At 64.0% G+C, this 15,493-nt stretch carries 14 protein-coding genes and 1 pseudogene; 9 read left to right on the forward strand and 6 right to left on the reverse strand.

Features of this window, described 5'->3' with window-relative positions:
• Window positions 1-24: 24 nt before the first annotated feature.
• On the forward strand, window positions 25-444 hold the full coding sequence (locus AC3EMP_RS12400) for a GNAT family N-acetyltransferase (protein ID WP_023684459.1): 420 nt from the start codon (window positions 25-27) through the stop codon (window positions 442-444).
• Here AC3EMP_RS12400 and AC3EMP_RS12405 read toward each other — a convergent pair.
• Window positions 441-1,556: an anhydro-N-acetylmuramic acid kinase gene (locus tag AC3EMP_RS12405; protein WP_023709949.1), complete on the reverse strand. Its 1,116-nt coding sequence runs from the start codon at window positions 1,554-1,556 to the stop codon at window positions 441-443. The genes AC3EMP_RS12400 and AC3EMP_RS12405 overlap by 4 nt on opposite strands.
• Window positions 1,557-1,769: 213 nt before the next feature.
• On the opposite strand from AC3EMP_RS12405, the gene AC3EMP_RS12410 reads away from it, so the two are divergent.
• From AC3EMP_RS12410 to AC3EMP_RS12430, 5 genes are all read left to right on the forward strand, one after another.
• The gene (locus AC3EMP_RS12410) at window positions 1,770-2,453 is read left to right on the forward strand and encodes an SDR family NAD(P)-dependent oxidoreductase (protein WP_023668581.1); all 684 of its coding nucleotides are present in this window, start codon (window positions 1,770-1,772) and stop codon (window positions 2,451-2,453) included.
• 172 nt (window positions 2,454-2,625) lie between these two features.
• A complete protein-coding gene (locus AC3EMP_RS12415) occupies window positions 2,626-3,480 on the forward strand; it encodes a MetQ/NlpA family lipoprotein (RefSeq protein ID WP_023668580.1) in 855 nt (284 codons plus the stop codon).
• An 84-nt stretch (window positions 3,481-3,564) separates the two neighbouring features.
• The gene (locus AC3EMP_RS12420) at window positions 3,565-4,653 is read left to right on the forward strand and encodes a methionine ABC transporter ATP-binding protein (RefSeq protein ID WP_023687042.1); all 1,089 of its coding nucleotides are present in this window, start codon (window positions 3,565-3,567) and stop codon (window positions 4,651-4,653) included.
• Complete coding sequence (locus AC3EMP_RS12425; RefSeq protein ID WP_023668578.1) at window positions 4,634-5,290, forward strand: methionine ABC transporter permease; 657 nt, start codon at window positions 4,634-4,636, stop codon at window positions 5,288-5,290. The genes AC3EMP_RS12420 and AC3EMP_RS12425 overlap by 20 nt, the downstream gene beginning before the upstream one ends.
• A gap of 136 nt (window positions 5,291-5,426) precedes the next feature.
• Complete coding sequence (locus tag AC3EMP_RS12430) at window positions 5,427-6,533, forward strand: isopenicillin N synthase family dioxygenase (protein ID WP_023687043.1); 1,107 nt, start codon at window positions 5,427-5,429, stop codon at window positions 6,531-6,533.
• A 161-nt stretch (window positions 6,534-6,694) separates the two neighbouring features.
• Here AC3EMP_RS12430 and fba read toward each other — a convergent pair whose 3' ends face one another.
• The 3 genes from fba to mtnK form a co-directional block, all read right to left on the reverse strand.
• Entirely contained in the window at window positions 6,695-7,759 is a 1,065-nt protein-coding gene (fba, locus tag AC3EMP_RS12435; RefSeq protein ID WP_023687044.1) for a class II fructose-bisphosphate aldolase, read from the reverse strand.
• 314 nt (window positions 7,760-8,073) lie between these two features.
• A complete protein-coding gene (gene mtnA / locus AC3EMP_RS12440) occupies window positions 8,074-9,168 on the reverse strand; it encodes an S-methyl-5-thioribose-1-phosphate isomerase (RefSeq protein WP_023668575.1) in 1,095 nt (364 codons plus the stop codon).
• Complete coding sequence (gene mtnK, locus AC3EMP_RS12445; RefSeq protein WP_023668574.1) at window positions 9,165-10,433, reverse strand: S-methyl-5-thioribose kinase; 1,269 nt, start codon at window positions 10,431-10,433, stop codon at window positions 9,165-9,167. The genes mtnA and mtnK overlap by 4 nt, the downstream gene beginning before the upstream one ends.
• A 137-nt stretch (window positions 10,434-10,570) precedes the next feature.
• Here mtnK and AC3EMP_RS12450 point away from each other — a divergent pair, with 137 nt between their 5' ends.
• The 3 genes from AC3EMP_RS12450 (at window position 10,571) to AC3EMP_RS12460 (ending at window position 14,251) form a co-directional block, all read left to right on the forward strand.
• The gene (locus AC3EMP_RS12450) at window positions 10,571-12,082 is read left to right on the forward strand and encodes a sugar ABC transporter ATP-binding protein (protein ID WP_023709946.1); all 1,512 of its coding nucleotides are present in this window, start codon (window positions 10,571-10,573) and stop codon (window positions 12,080-12,082) included.
• Between the two features lie 74 nt (window positions 12,083-12,156).
• Window positions 12,157-13,152: an ABC transporter permease gene (locus AC3EMP_RS12455; protein WP_023668572.1), complete on the forward strand. Its 996-nt coding sequence runs from the start codon at window positions 12,157-12,159 to the stop codon at window positions 13,150-13,152.
• A gap of 46 nt (window positions 13,153-13,198) precedes the next feature.
• On the forward strand, window positions 13,199-14,251 hold the full coding sequence (locus tag AC3EMP_RS12460; RefSeq protein ID WP_023692173.1) for a substrate-binding domain-containing protein: 1,053 nt from the start codon (window positions 13,199-13,201) through the stop codon (window positions 14,249-14,251).
• A gap of 345 nt (window positions 14,252-14,596) precedes the next feature.
• Here the strand turns inward: AC3EMP_RS12460 and AC3EMP_RS12465 are convergent, their stop codons facing one another.
• Complete coding sequence (locus AC3EMP_RS12465; RefSeq protein WP_023692171.1) at window positions 14,597-14,857, reverse strand: ribbon-helix-helix domain-containing protein; 261 nt, start codon at window positions 14,855-14,857, stop codon at window positions 14,597-14,599.
• Window positions 14,858-14,945: 88 nt separating this feature from the next.
• Window positions 14,946-15,292, reverse strand: a pseudogene (locus AC3EMP_RS12470) (D-alanine--D-alanine ligase A); the annotation flags it as partial.
• Window positions 15,293-15,493 lie beyond the last annotated feature (201 nt).

Consider the following 15,493-nt stretch of genomic DNA (forward strand, 5'->3'; position numbering starts at 1 on the left):
GCTTGCCATGCGAGCCCCGCCCGGATGAAGACGACGCTTGAAACCACTGCCGACCCCTCGTCAGACGACCTCGCCTTCCTGGCCGAGCGGCTGACGGCGTTCAATGACGGCGATGTCGGCCCCTCCGGCCGCAAGCCGATCGCCGTCTTCGTTCGTGATGAGCACGGCGCTGTCGTCGCCGGCATTTCGGGATACACCGCCTGGGGCTGGCTCTATGTGCAGTGGCTGTGGGTCGACGAACGCCTGCGCGGCCGGCATATGGCCGGCGACATGCTGGGCGCTGCCGAGGAGGAAGCGGTCAAGCGCGGCTGCCAAAACGCCTGGATTGATACGTTCAATCCGACAGCGGCCAAAGTCTATGAGCGGCAAGGCTACCGGCGCTTCGGCGAACTGCCTGACTTTCCCGTCGGCCGCAGCCGCATCTTCCTGCAGAAGAAGCTCTAACCTGCCAGCCGCCCGCCTTGCATCGGCCGCGGCACGCCGGTGGTGCTGGGAAAGCTGATCGGCAGGCCGCGCAGCACGCGCACGGCAAGGAAGGCAAAGCATTCGGCCTCCACCGCATCGCCTTTCCAGCCCAGTGTCTCGGCCTGCACAACCTCGACGTTGGCGCGCCTCGCCAGCATCGCCATCATCGTCGGGTTGCGGCGGCCGCCGCCACTGACCGCCAGCCGCTTCGGCCGGCGCGGCAACAAATCGAGCGCCTTGCCGACGGCCGAGACGGTGAAGGCCGTCAGCGTCGCCGCCCCATCCTCTGCGCCGAGGCCGTCGGCCATGGCGGCGCCGAAGTCGAAACGGTCGAGCGATTTCGGATAGGGCTTGGTCAGATACGGATGCTGGAGCAATTTGGCCAGCCGCACTTCATCGACGGTGCCGGCCGCGCCCAGTGCGCCGTCGCGGTCCATCTCGCCGAGGCCGTTTGCCTTGATGAAATCGTTGAGCGGCGCGTTGGCCGGGCCAGTGTCGAAGGCGACGATGTTGTCCTTGCCGTCCCACCAAGTGACGTTGCCGACACCGCCGAGATTGAGCACAGCGGTGTCCCCGCTGGCGTCGGCTTCCCTCAAAAGCGCCGCGTGGTAGGCAGCCGCCAGTGGTGCGCCCTGGCCGCCAGCGCGCACATCGTCCGAGCGGAAATCATAGGCGACCTTGGCGCCCAAAATGGAATGCATCAGCGCGCCATCGCCCAACTGGCGCGTATCGCCGCGCCGCCCGGGTTGCGGGGCACGATGCAGCACGGTTTGGCCGTGAAAACCGACCACGCCGATATCGCCCATGGTCAGGCCGTAGCTTTCGACAAGGTCCTTCACCGCCGCCGACTGCGCCCGCGTCAGCGCCTCCTCGGCTTCGGCAAAGATCGCCGGCTCCGGCCCGTCGAAATTCCACACCCGGGCCTGACGCAGCGTCTCCTCCAGCAAGGCACGGATCGCTGCGGGGTAGGGGGCCAGCGTATAGGTGCCGAAATCGGCGATCCGCTCGCCATCGGTCTTGATCAGCGCCACGTCGATATTGCCGTCAAGCACGGTGCCGGTCATCAGGCCGACGGCCCAGATTGGTTCCACGGTCGACTCCCTTGCGACACCGTTTGCGATTCCAACGCAATCACCTGTCGGACGGATTGTCTCGCCAGGCAAGACCCTGGCCGCGGTCGATTGCTCCGAACCTGCCGGCAGGGTTTTTCACCGAACAGCGAAAATCGAGCAACGTCGTTCTTGCGTCTCGCCGCTCAAGACGCCAGCTATGAGACGAACACGTCATCGCCAAGGAGAAACGACATGGCATCCGAAGTCGCAGTGATCGCCGGCGCGGGTGCGGGCCTGAGCGCCTCTTTGGCACGCCTTCTCACCACGGAAGGCTATCGTGTGGTGCTGGCCGCCCGCAACACGGCCAAACTCGCGGCGCTGGTCGGGGAAACCGGCGCGCTGGCCGTCGAAACCGACGTCGCCGATCCGGCCTCCGTCGCCGGCCTGTTTGACGCCGCCGACAAGCAAGGCCCGCTGGCCCTTGCCGTCTTCAATGCCAGCGGCCGCACGCGCGGCCCGATCGCCGAGGTCGATCCCGATGCGGTCAAACAAGCCTTGCTTGTCGGCGCCTATGGCGGCTTCCTGGTCGGCCAGCAAGCGGCGCGGCGGCTGCTTGCGCGCGGCTCCGGTTCGATTCTTTTCACCGGCGCCTCCGCCAGCATCAAGGGCTTTCCCAACTCCGCCGGCTTTGCCATGCCGAAATTCGGCCTGCGCGGTCTGGCTCAGTCGATGGCGCGCGAACTCTTCCCGAAGAACATCCATGTCGCCCATTTCATTATCGACGGCCAGATCGAGCCGGTCGGGACGAAGCCCGAGCGACCGGACAGCCAGCTGTCGCCCGATGCGATCGCGCAGACCTATCTCGCGACCCATCGCCAGCATCGCAGCGCCTGGAGCTTCGAGGTCGAGCTGCGGCCCTTTGTCGAGACATTCTGACCGGTCCGGCGTGACCGTTCTCGCAATTGCGAAATCTTTGAGAGAATATTCCCGGCTTCGTGTTTGAGAAGAAATGCGGTTCTTTGATCCGGCAAGCAGCATTGCCGATGATGTCGTCAAGGCTTGGTATTCCACCTCGCCGCAATGACTTCAGGATTACGAGGGATCGACAATGTCCGAACGCGGAAACGCTTCCAGCTCTCTTCTTTTTTCAGCCATCAGCCGGCGAGCTGCCCTTGCGGCACTTTTTGCCTCGGCCGTCACGCTTGCCGGTCTGGCTCAGCCGACGCCGTCCTTCGCCGAGGACAAGAAGTCTATCAAGGTCGGCATCATCAGCGGCGAGGATGAGGATGTCTGGCGCGTCGTCGTCGCCCAGGCCGCCGAAAAAGGCCTGACCGTCGAGACCGTGGTGTTCAACGACTACACCCAGCCCAACGAGGCGCTCGAGCGCGGCGAGATCGACGCCAACGCCTTCCAGCACCAGCCCTATCTCGACAACCAGATCAAGACCCAAGGGTACCACATCGTGCGCGTCGGCTACACCGGCGTCTGGCCGATCGGCCTCTACTCCAAGAAATACACCAAGGTTGCCGACCTGCCCGAAGGCGCCGTCATCGGCTTGCCCAACGACCCCTCGAATGAGGGCCGCGCGTTGCGCGTTCTGCAGAACGAAGGCGTGATCAAGCTGAAGGACGGCACCGGCATCCTGGCGACCACCGCCGACATTGCCGAGAACCCGAAGAAGGTCGTCATCAAGGAACTGGATGCCGGCATTGTCGGGCGCTCGGTCGAGGATCTCGACGCGGCTGTCGTCAACACCGACTGGGCGCTGAAGAGCGGTCTCGGCCCGGACAACCGCATCGCCCAGGAGCCAGTGGCCGACAACCCCTACCGCAACTTCATCGCCGTGAAATCCGGCAACGAGAACGAGGCGTGGGTGAAGACGCTGGTCGCGTCCTACCAGAACGAGGCGGTCAAGGCCGAGTTCGACAAGGTCTACAAGGGCACCGGGATCAGCGCCTATTGATTGGCGCCTGGTTGTCAGGAGCAGGCGGCCCGCTGTTGAGCGGGTCGCTGTCGCATTTTGTCGAGCGTTGAAACGGACAGTGAGATGAACCAGCACGTCACGGCCGAGGCATCCGGTCCGGTCAATATATCGGCCGGGCAAGAAGATGTCGTACGCCTGGTCGACCTCAAGCGCCGCTTTGGCGCGACGCCTGCGCTCGACGGCGTCTCGCTGACGGTGCGCAAGGGCGAGATCCTCGGCATCATCGGCCGCAGCGGCGCCGGCAAGTCGACGCTGATCCGCTGCCTCAACGGGCTGGAGCGGCCGGACTCCGGCGACGTCTTCATCGAGGGCCGCGAGATCGGCCGGCTCGGCGAGCGTGAATTGCAGCCGCTGCGGCGTCGCATCGGCATGATCTTCCAGCACTTCAATCTGCTGTCGGCCAAGACCGTGGAGGACAATGTCGCGCTGCCGCTGAAGATCGAGGGCCGCCCAAAGGCCGAACGGCTGGCGCGCGCCGCCGAATTGCTCGACCTCGTCGGCCTGTCGGAGAAGGCGAAGGCCTATCCGTCCTCGCTGTCGGGCGGCCAGAAGCAGCGCGTCGGCATCGCCAGGGCGCTGGCCGCGCGGCCGGCGCTGCTGCTGTCCGACGAGGCGACCTCAGCGCTCGATCCGGAGACGACGCGCTCCATCCTGGCCTTGCTGAAAGACATCAACCGGCAGCTCGGCCTCACCATCCTGCTCATCACCCACGAGATGGAGGTGATCCGCTCGATCGCCGACCGCGTCGCGGTGATCGATGCCGGGCGCATCGTCGAACAAGGCCCGGTGTGGTCGGTCTTTGCCGAGCCGCGTTCCGAAATCACCAGGAGCCTGCTCGGCGGCATCCGCCCGCAACTGCCGGCCGAGATTGCCGGCCGGCTTGCTCCCGGAGGCGGCGCCGAGCTCATCCTCAGGGTCGACGTCGCAGGTGAGGCCGCGCGCGGTCCGCTGCTGTCCGATCTTGCGGTGGCCGTGCCGGGACGGTTCCGCCTCGTCCATGGTGGCATCGACCATGTCCAGCAGCAGCCGGTCGGCACGCTGTTCCTTGCGGTCGCGGGCAACGATCCGAAACATCTGTCCAAAGTAATCGCATTCCTGAAGGCCCGCGACGCACGGGTGGAGGTGCTTGGCCATGTCGCCGGTTCTGTTTGAACTTCTGCTGCGCTCGATCTGGGAGACGGTCCTGATGACGGCGGCATCGGGCCTCATCTCGCTCGTCTTCGGGCTGCCGCTCGGCCTGGCATTGATTGCCACCGAGCGCGGCGGCATTGCCGAAAGCCTGTGGGTGAACCGCGCGCTCGGCGCCGTCATCAACGGCTTCCGCTCGGTGCCTTTCATCATCCTTCTGGTGGCGCTGATCCCGGTGACGCGGCTGATCGTCGGCACCTCGATCGGCACCTGGGCGGCGATCGTGCCGTTGTCGATTGCGGCGACGCCCTACTATGCCCGCATCGCCGAAGTGTCGCTGCGCGAGGTCGATCGCGGCCTGATCGAGGCGGCGCGCGCCATGGGCGGCAACCGCTGGACGATCATCCGTGAGGTGCTGGTGCCCGAAGCTTTGCCCGGCATCGTTGCTGGTTTCACGGTGACGCTGGTGACCCTGATCGGCGCCTCGGCCATGGCCGGCGCCATCGGTGCCGGCGGGCTTGGCGACCTCGCCATCCGCTACGGCTACCAGCGTTTTGAGACCAGCGTCATGGTCGCCGTGGTCATTGTGCTGATCATCCTCGTTTGCGGCATCCAGTGGGTCGGTGACCGGCTGGTCGCCAGGCTGGACCGGCGCGGATGAGCGCCACGAACGTTATTTGCCGGCAGGCTGCCAAACGCAGCGCCGGCTTTCTCTATCGGCGCCGAGATTGGATTGCGCGTTGCTTTGATCGGACCGGCCTGCGTGCCACCGTGACAGCGGAACAAGGAGCTTGACCATGCCCAGGATCGTACCCGTGCTTGATCTCGGCCGTCTCGAACAGGGCGCTTCCGAGCGGCGAACGTTTCTCTTCGACCTGCGCACGGCCGCGCGCGATGTCGGCTTCTTCTATTTGACCGGCCACGGCATATCGGCTGCGGATACCGCAGAAGTGCTCGACGCCTCGCGCCGGTTCTTTGCCTTGCCGGAAGCCGACAAACTGGCGATCGAAATGGTGAAGTCCTCGCAGTTCCGCGGCTATACGCGCGCCGGCGGCGAGCTGACCAAAGGCAAGGCCGACTGGCGCGAACAGCTCGACATCGGCGTCGAACGCCCGGCCATCGAACAAGGCCCCGGCGTGCCCGCCTGGACGCGGCTGCAAGGGCCCAACCAGTGGCCGGCCACGCTGCCCGAGCTGAAGCCGGCGCTACTCGCATGGCAGGCCAAGGCGACGGCGGTGGCGATCCGGCTGCTCCGGGCCTTCGCTTTGTCGCTCGATCAGGCCGAGGACGCCTTCGATCCCGTCTACCGGGCCGAGCCCAACCATCGCATGAAGATCGTGCGCTACCCCGGCCGCGACGCCACCGGCGACAACCAAGGCGTCGGCGCGCACAAGGATGGCGGTTTCCTGACGCTTCTGTTGCAGGACGAGAGCAAGGGGCTGCAGGTCGAATATGACGGTGCCTGGGTCGACGTCGATCCGCTGCCCGACACGCTGGTGATCAACATCGGCGAACTGCTCGAGCTGGCCTCCAACGGGTATCTGAGAGCAACGGTCCACCGCGTGGTAACGCCACCGGCCGGTGTCGAGCGGATTTCGGTGCCCTTCTTCTTCAGCGCCCGGCTCGACGCCACGATCCCGCTGCTCAACCTGCCCGAGGAACTGGCGGCCGAGGCGCGGGGTCCGGCCAGCGATCCCGACAATCCGCTGTTTCGCAATGTCGGTACCAATGTGCTGAAGAGCCGCCTGCGCTCGCATCCCGACGTGGCGCGCCGGCACTACGCCGATCTCCTGGAAACCGGCGCTCAGCCGGCTGAAATCTTGGAAGACAAGAACGAAATTTCCGCATCCCGCATTGTTTTAGAAAGCCGTTCGTCGCCAACCGCAGCGAATGCGCGCATATAGGAATTATCGTTCGGCGGTTTCCTCCCATTCCACCGAACGGTGTTCCCCTCTGAAGGTTCTTGACCTTCTTTTGGCCGGGCTGCTTTCGCGCCCGGCCTTTTTTATGTCAATAGCTCTTCTTTCTTCCCCACAAGGGGAGAAGGAAGAGGCGCCAGGGGACTTCACCCAAACTTCGGATCAAGGCTGCCCGACTTGTAGCGCTTGGCCATCTCAGCTACCGGCAGCGGCTTGATCTTCTGGGCATTGCCGGCGGTGCCGAACTGCTCGAAGCGCTCCTTGCACAGTTTGCGCATCGCGGCCATGGCCGGCGTCAGGTATTTGCGCGGATCGAACTCGCTCGGGTTTTCGGTCAGCACCTTGCGGATGGCGCCGGTCAGCGCCATGCGGTTGTCGGTGTCGATGTTGATCTTGCGCACGCCGTGCTTGATGCCGCGCTGGATCTCTTCCACCGGCACGCCCCAGGTCGGCTTCATCTGGCCGCCATATCTATTGATGATTTCCTGCAGGTCCTCGGGCACCGAGGACGAGCCGTGCATGACCAGATGCATGTTGGGCAGGCGGCGGTGGATTTCCTCGATGACGTTCATCGCCAGCACCGCGCCGTCCGGCTTGCGTGAGAATTTGTAGGCGCCGTGGCTGGTGCCCATGGCGACAGCCAGCGCATCGACATGGGTGTCCTTGACGAACTCGACCGCCTGTTCCGGATCGGTCAAGAGCTGGTCGTGGCTGATGGCGCCTTCGACGCCGTGGCCGTCTTCCTGCTCGCCGCCGCCGCTCTCAAGCGAACCGAGCACACCGATCTCGCCTTCCACCGACACGCCGCCCCAATGCGCCATGTCGACGACGCGCCGGGTGATGCCGGAATTGTAGGCATAGTCGGCCGGCGTCTTGCCGTCCTCTTTCAGCGAGCCGTCCATCATCACCGAGGTGAAGCCGTACTGGATGGCGGTGACGCAGGTGGCTTCGTTGTTGCCATGGTCGAGATGCATGCAGACCGGGATGTCGGGGTGGATTTCGACCAGCGCGTCGATCAGCTTGGCCAGCACCACGTCATTGGCGTAGGCGCGGGCGCCGCGGCTGGCCTGCAGGATGACCGGCGACTTGGTCTCCTCGGCCGCCTCCATGATGGCGAGGCCCTGTTCCATATTGTTCATGTTGAAGGCGGGTACGCCGTAGCCGTATTCGGCGGCGTGGTCGAGCAATTGTCTCAGTGTTATGCGAGCCACCCAATAGTCTCCCGTATCTGGTTTCAAGCGCAACGTCGCGGGCCGGCCGGTTGCCGGCCTAGATGCTTCTGGCCGGATTTCGCCAGAACCGCAACCGTCAGCGGCCATCGAGGCCGCAATTCTTGTTGCATGGCCGAAATTCGGTAGCCAGCCGGTGAGGCGCTAATCTCCCCCCATGAGGGGAGATGGCCGGCAGGCCAGAGGGGGTCGGTTCGACTGGGTGCGACCTCCTTGCGGCAGATGAAAGTCAACGCTTCAGGACGCACCGACCCCCTCTGTCGCCTTTGGCGACATCTCCCCTTCAAGGGGGGAGATTATCCGCGTTCGGGGAACATCGCCTTCAACCCTTCGCGCGAAGCCTTGGCCACACCGCGCTCGGTGATCAGCCCCGTCACGAGCCGTGCCGGCGTCACATCGAACGCCGGATTGGCCGCCGGCGTCGCTTCGGGCGAAACCCGCACCTGCGCAATCTTGCCGTCCGCCGTCTTGCCCCAGACCAGCGACACCTCGTCACCGGAGCGTTCCTCGATCGGGATTTCGGTCAGGCCATCACCCACCGTCCAGTCGATGGTCGGCGAGGGCAGAGCGACGTAGAAGGGCACCTCATTATCGGAGGCGGCGAGCGCCTTGAGATAGGTGCCGATCTTGTTGCAGACGTCGCCATTGGCCGTGGTGCGGTCGGTGCCCACGATCACCATGTCGACCGCGCCACGCTGCATCAGATGGCCGCCGGCATTGTCGACGATCAGCGTGTGCGGCACGCCGTGGCCGGCCATCTCCCAGGCGGTCAGCTGGGCGCCCTGGTTGCGCGGGCGCGTCTCGTCGACATAGACATGGACCGGAATGCCGGCCTCGACGGCGAGATAGATCGGCGACGTGGCGGTGCCGTAATCGACCGTCGCCAGCCAACCGGCGTTGCAGTGGGTGAGGATGTTGACCGGCTCGCCCGGCTTCTTGCGTGCCGCGATCTCCTTGATGATGGCAAGCCCGTTCTCGCCGATGGCGCGATTGAGATCGACATCCTCGTCGGCGATTTCGGCAGCGCGCTTATAGGCCGCCTCCGCGCGCTGTCCCAATACGATCGGCCTGAGGAACCGCCGCATCTCGTCCAGCGCCCAGCGTAGATTGATCGCAGTCGGCCGCGTCTTGTGCAGCGTCTCCCAGACCGCGTCGAGCGCTTCGTCAGACGGATCGTCCGCCATCTGGATGGCGACGCCGTAGGCCGCGGTGACGCCAATCAGCGGCGCGCCACGAACCCACATGTCACGGATCGCGGTGGCGATGCCGGCAACGCTCCCGATCGTCTCGACCCGGAACTCGTGCGGCAGCCAGCGCTGGTCGATGATCTCGACCGAACGCTGGTCGTCGCTCAGCCAGATGGTGCGGTAGTGGCGCTCGCCGACGTTCAAATCCTGCTCTCCCGTTCGATCAAAGCGGCCAGATTATTGACCTCGTCCATGCCGTGAATCTGGCGCCGGTTGACGGCGATGTGACGGCCGAATTTCAGCGCCTTGGCCTCGCAGGAGGCTCGCAGATCCTCGTCCTCGATGGTCTCGAAATCGGCATTGTGGGCGAGGCCGAGGATGCGCCGGTGCACCTCGATGCCGGCAAAGCCCAAGAGGTCGGTCCAGATCTGGTGCAGCACATGGTCGAGCGCCTGCTCCGAGGCGAGAATGTCGCCCTGATCCTCGAACAGGCTCTTCTGGTAAAGCATGCCGGTGCGCTCGGTGCGCCATAGATGCGAGAACTCGGCGCGGAACACCGTCCAGGTGTCGTTGGTCACCCCGAGCAGATAGGCACGCATGGCGTCACGCTTGCCCTTCTGTTCATGGCCGCGCTGCGAGAAGTAGGACATCCAGAAATTGGCGAGCAGCATGCCTACATCGAAGGCCATCGGACCGTAGAAGGCGAACTCCGGATCGATCATCCGCGTCTCGGTGTCGGTGACCATGATCGAGCCCGAATGCAGGTCGCCATGCAGCAGCGTCTCGGCGTTGGCGGCGAAGATATGCTTCAGCCGCTGCGCTTCGACCTTGAGGTCGCGGTCGGCGCGCAGTTCGGCAACCAGGCCGTCGAGCTGCGGCGAGGTGTGCCGGTTCAGCTTGGCATCGAAATATGGGTCGGAAAACACCAGGTCTTCGGTGATGCCGCAGAGCTCGACATTGTCGGCAAACAGCGCCAGGTCGGCCTTGCGGTCCTTGGTGGGCATGGAGAGATCAGAGCCGCGGAACAAAGTGCGGGCCATGAACAGGCCGATGTCGCGGGCGATATTTGGCAACTCGCGGCCGTCGATCAGGGCACGGCGCAGGATGATGTGCGGCGGCGCCAGATATTCCATGATGATCAGCGCCTGGGCTTCGTCAAAATGGAGGATCGCCGGCACCGAGCCCGGCGCGCGCGCCTCTTGCCGCGTCAGCGCGTGATACTCGAAGAAGGAGCGTTTGAGCGGCAACGGCCAGCTGTCGCCGACGAGGCGAACATAGGGCAGGGCCTGCTTGACCACGGCCGCACCCGAGCCGCCTTCGACAATGAAGACGAGGTTCAGATTGCCGTCGCCGACCTCGCGCACCTTCCAAGGGCCCTTGCCGATTTTGGCGCACAGCGCTTCGTTCGTACCGAGGCGCGTTGCAAGCGTCTCCACCGACAGTGCTTCAAACGGCAATTTCGCAGTCATTCCTCACCCTCCCGCTTGCTCGCTCCAATCATAGTGGAGCGATGGCGGTGAGGCCAAGCTAGGAAGCTGACTGGCAATTGTCAATCGAGTTGACAATTGATGACGTAGCCCATAGCGTCATCTTCAGGGAGGAACGAATGGGCAATGATGCCGTGTTCCGCGTGGACGGGCTGAGGAAATCCTTCGGCCATATCGAGGTGCTTGGCGGCGTCTCGCTCGAACTGCATGCCGGTGAGATCACCGTGCTGATGGGCGCCAACGGCGCCGGCAAGTCCACCCTCGTCAAGATCATCAGCGGCGTCTACGACCATGAAGGCGGCATCATGCACCTCGCTGGCGGCAACTTTGCGCCGAACACGCCGGCAGAGGCGATCCGCGCCGGTGTCGTTACCGTGCACCAAAACATCAATGACGGCGTCGTCGCCGATCTCGATGTCGCCACCAATCTGACGCTCGACCGGTTGACCGGCAAGGGCGCGCCGCTGCTGTTCAACCCCGGCCGGGTGCGCCGCGAAGCCAAAGCGGTGGCCGACCGCATGGGGCTCGCCATCGACCTCAAGGCCCGCATCAGCGACCTGTCGCTGGCCGATCGCCAGATGGTGGCCATCGCGCGCGCCATGGCGCACCAGCCGAAAGTGCTGATCCTCGACGAGCCGACCTCGTCGCTGTCCAGCGCCGAGGCCGACCGGTTGTTTGCGCTGCTCGACCGCTTGCGCGAGCAGGGCGTCGCCATCCTCTACATCTCGCATCGCATGTCGGATATCAGGCGGCTGGCCGACCGCATCGTCTCGATGCGCGATGGCGTCATCTCAGGCGTCTTCGATAGCAAGCCTCTCGACTATGAGGGCGCCGTTAACGCCATGCTCGGCCGCAAGATCCATCTTGACCGCATCGAAGCCAGGAGTTCTGCCGAGCCGATCCTGACCGTCGATGCCTTCCGCATCGCCCCTGGTGCCCGGCCATTCTCGCTGACTCTCGGCGACGGCGAGGTCGTTGCCATTACCGGCCTCGTCGGCGTCGGCAAGACAGCGCTCGCCGAGACGCTGTTCGGCCTGCGCAAGCCGCTGTCCGGTACGATGACTTTATATGGCAAGCCCTATGCGCCTGGGTCGACGGGCGAAGCCATCGCCGCCGGCGTGTTTCTGGTCGCCAAGGACCGTGGCGAAAACGGCATCGTCGGCGGCTTCAACATCCAGGAAAACATCAGCCTGCCCTTCCACAAGCGCATGTCGCGCTTTTCAGTTCTCAAACGCGGCCTTGAACGCACTATTGCCCGCCGGCAGATCGAGGATCTCGGCATCGTCTGCCGCTCGGAGAAGGACGACATGACCACTCTGTCGGGCGGCAACCAGCAGAAGGTGATGGTGGCCCGCTGGATGGCGCAGGACGCCCGATTGTTCATTCTCGACGAACCGTTCCAGGGCGTCGATATCTCCGCCAGGCGCGACATCGCCGCCAAGCTGAGGGCCAGCGCCAATGGCCGCGCCACGCTGCTGTTCGTCACCGAACTCGACGAGGCACTGGAGACGGCCGATCGCATATTGGTGATGTCCGAGCAGACCATCGTCGGCGAACACCGCAACGCCGATGTCGATCTCGACCGTCTGCTGGCCGAAGTCGCGGGCGGGCCGTTGCACAGTGCGGCCTGAGCCACGATGATTGAAGAACTGAGGGTTGGAATGGAGTGCACGGGTTTGAGTTGGGTATTGACGGCGGGCGCTGAATGACGCTGCGCGATTACGCTATCCGCTACGGGTTCATCGTGCTTCTGTTCGGGCTGATCGCGTATTTCGCCATCGCCGCCGACGGGTTCGTCTCGCCGCAAAGTGCCGTCTTCATTTTCCAGTCGGTCGCCATCACCGGCGTGCTGGCGCTGGGCGTCACCGCCACACTGGTTGTCGGCGGCTTCGATCTCTCGATCGGCTCGGTTGCCACATCGGCCATGATGGCGGCTGCCTATGTCATGGTGGTGCTGGAGCAGAACGTTGTCGTCGCTGTCCTCATCTGCCTGCTCATCGGCGCCCTTGTCGGCCTCATCAATGGCTGGCTGATCGTCTATATGCGCGTGCCCGATCTGCTGGCGACGCTCGGCATGATGTTCCTGCTCGTCGGCCTCCAGCGCATCCCGACTGAAGGACGCTCCATCGCCACCGGTATGACAATGCCGGACGGCTCGGTCGCCAACGGCAAATTCTCCGACGCCTTCCTGGCGCTCGGCCGCCACCGCTTCGACTTCTTCATCCCGAACCTCATTCCGGTCTCCGTGGTCGTGCTGATCGTGCTCGCCGTGCTGATCTGGTTCTTCCTCGAATACACACGCTTCGGCCGCATGATGTATGCGGTGGGCAGCAATGAACGGGCCGCCGAACTCGCCGGCGCGCCTGTCAAGGCATACAAAATCTGGGCCTACGTCATTTCAGGAGTTTTTGCCTCGATCGGCGGGATTTTGCTGGCCGCACGGCTTGGACGCGGTGACATCGCGTCGGGTAATAATCTGCTGCTCGATGCGGTTGCCGCGGCGCTGATCGGCTACGCGGTGCTCGGCGCCGCCAAGCCGAACGCCTTCGGCACCGCCATCGGCGCGCTGTTCGTCGGCATCCTGCTGCAAGGCCTGACGATGATGAACGCGCCTTACTACACGCAGGATTTCGTCAAGGGCGTGGTTCTCGTCGTCGCCCTTGTCTTTACCTTCGCCCTTTCCGGCCGGGGCAGGAGATAGAATGGCTGCCGGGACAGTTTTGGGTTCAACAAACGGAGGAAAGAACGTGAACATCACAAGACGACTTTTGGGGAAGGTCGCGCTCGGATTGGCCGGCGCAACAATGCTGATGCAGGTCCCGGCCTTTGCCGCCGACAAGCCGGCGCCGTTCGACAAGCCCGGCGTCAAGATCGCGCTGGTGCGCTATCTCTCGACCGGCGATTTCTTCCAGGCCTATCTCTCGGGCGTCGAGTCCCAGTCCAAGGCGCTCGGCATCGATCTGCGCGTGCTCGACAGCCGCCAGGACGCCGCCCTTCAATCCGACATGGTCGACCAGGCCATCGCACTCGGCGTGCAGGGCATCATCATCCAGCACGGGCTGACGGAATCGATGAAGGACGCCGCCCAGCGCGCGGTCGATGCCGGCATCAAGGTCGTCGCCTTCGACGTCAATGTCGAAAACCCCAAGATCCCGCAGATCGAACAGTCCGACAAGGACCTTGCGCGCCTGGCGCTCGAGCAGGCGGTCAAGGACAATGGCGAGAGCTGGAACGCCGGCTATGTCTATGTCGCTGGCATCGCGCCGCTCGACCGCCGCAACGAGACCTGGGTCGACGTGAAGAAGAAACATGCCGGCATCAAGGAAGTCGCGATGTTCGGCACGCTCGACAACCCGATCGCCAACTCGGTCGCCAACCAGGCGCGGTCGGTGCTGCAGGCGCATCCCGACATCAATGTGATGTTCGCGCCCTATGACGAGTTCGCCAAGGGTGTGAAGATCGCCGTCGACGAGGCGGGGCTGAACAAGAAGATCAAGATCTACTCCGCCGACATCTCTACCTCGGACATCGCGGCCATGCGCGAGACCGACAGCGCCTGGGCCGCCACCGCCGCCACCAACCCTGCCGTCGTCGGCCAGGTCTCGGTGCGCGCGCTGGCGCAGCTGCTCGCCGGTGAAGATCCCGGCCACAACGTCATCGTGCCGCCGACGCTGATCACCCAGAAGGACCTGATCGACAAGGACATCAAGAACATGGAGGACCTGTCGGCCAAGCTGCCGCAATTCGCCCATGCCGATGTCGCCATGCCGGCCTGGATGCCGAACCCGAACGCGAAGTAGGATCGGTCGTCTGATAGATGCGAAGGGCGGCATGGGCCGCTCTTTTCATATTGATCGTAAGCCTGCCGGCCTACAACCAATGGTCTGGATCGCGCATCCCGTGGACAATCGCCACAGACACCATCGGGCTGCGGCTCGTAGATGATGATATAACGGCCTTCGACGAGCACGCGGGCCGTTGCGCTTAACTCGGGCCGTGCGCTGCCCATCTTGGGGTGCTGCGCCGCCAGCTCCAGTCTTTCGAAAATGCGCATCAACAGTCAGTCTGCTGCCTTTTCATTGTCGGCGGCGATGGTGTGCCAGATGTCTCGCAAATCCTGCGAAGCGCGCGGTGTGAGCCTATAGCTAGCCACGGGCGCGGCGTTCTGCCTTCAGGCTGCCGATGAACTCGGTGGGGTCGACAGCCACTGGCTTGCCGCTGCCCATCCCGTCGGCATAGGCCCGCTTCAAGTGCTGGAGTTCGAGCGTGCGCAATTCCTCGCGCTGCTCCCATAAGCGCAGGGCGTCGCGGACAATCTCGCTGTTGGAAGCATAACCGCCACCTTCGATAGCGCTTTGCAGGCGAGCTATCTGCTGCGCGGTGAGGGATATGGTGAGGGTGCGCATAGGTTCGTTTTTCATACCCACATTATAATGCATCCAACAAGGTCTAACAATATCTGTTAGGAATCTGCCCCTGCATCATGACCGCCCGACTCGCACCAGCCACCGCGCCGTCCTCGCCATGCAGGCGTGCAGTACCGGAACACCATATTCGATGGCAGGCAGGTCGTGCGGCGCACCCTTGGCGGGGATCGCCAGCATCCGCCCATGCCCGCCCGGCGCCAGGCAAAGCTGCGTCCCATCAGACGGTGTCGCCAGCGCGCCGTCCTTGAAATTGCTCAGCAGCCATTGGCCTTCGCGGGTGACGAAGATGGGAACGGCGTCGTATTTCGCCGGGTCCAGCGCGGCTATGACATTGGTTGCCGAAAGCAGCGACACCTCATGCTCGGCGGAGCGCCCGCCGAACAGCAAGCCGACACGAAGTCTCTTCGCAGCCATCGACAACTCCACCAAGGATCAGGGTCGGAGCTCGCATGCGAAACACAAGGCGCGCCCTAAAGTGGTCGAGCAATAGGCCAAGGATTGGAGTGGATTTTGACCAGTTCGAGCAGTTTTTCAGCACGACCTGCAAAAGCAGTTCTCCGCCTGGAGTCCTTCAGGTGGGAGAGCGGTTCGTCGTTTTGGTGAACGATGAACCGC

The sequence above is a fragment of the Mesorhizobium sp. P160219 genome (assembly GCF_057786095.1).

Bases quoted from the DNA above. Each gene is read 5' to 3' on its own strand.
- mtnK (WP_023668574.1), bottom strand. From the start codon at position 10,433: ATGACTGCGAAATTGCCGTTTGAAGCACTGTCGGTGGAGACGCTTGCA.
- AC3EMP_RS12465 (WP_023692171.1), bottom strand. From the start codon at position 14,857: ATGCGCACCCTCACCATATCCCTCACCGCGCAGCAGATAGCTCGCCTG.
- AC3EMP_RS12450 (WP_023709946.1), top strand. From the start codon at position 10,571: ATGGGCAATGATGCCGTGTTCCGCGTGGACGGGCTGAGGAAATCCTTC.
- AC3EMP_RS12430 (WP_023687043.1), top strand. From the start codon at position 5,427: ATGCCCAGGATCGTACCCGTGCTTGATCTCGGCCGTCTCGAACAGGGC.
- AC3EMP_RS12410 (WP_023668581.1), top strand. From the start codon at position 1,770: ATGGCATCCGAAGTCGCAGTGATCGCCGGCGCGGGTGCGGGCCTGAGC.
- AC3EMP_RS12425 (WP_023668578.1), top strand. From the start codon at position 4,634: ATGTCGCCGGTTCTGTTTGAACTTCTGCTGCGCTCGATCTGGGAGACG.
- AC3EMP_RS12400 (WP_023684459.1), top strand. From the start codon at position 25: ATGAAGACGACGCTTGAAACCACTGCCGACCCCTCGTCAGACGACCTC.
- AC3EMP_RS12455 (WP_023668572.1), top strand. From the start codon at position 12,157: ATGACGCTGCGCGATTACGCTATCCGCTACGGGTTCATCGTGCTTCTG.
- AC3EMP_RS12415 (WP_023668580.1), top strand. From the start codon at position 2,626: ATGTCCGAACGCGGAAACGCTTCCAGCTCTCTTCTTTTTTCAGCCATC.
- AC3EMP_RS12420 (WP_023687042.1), top strand. From the start codon at position 3,565: ATGAACCAGCACGTCACGGCCGAGGCATCCGGTCCGGTCAATATATCG.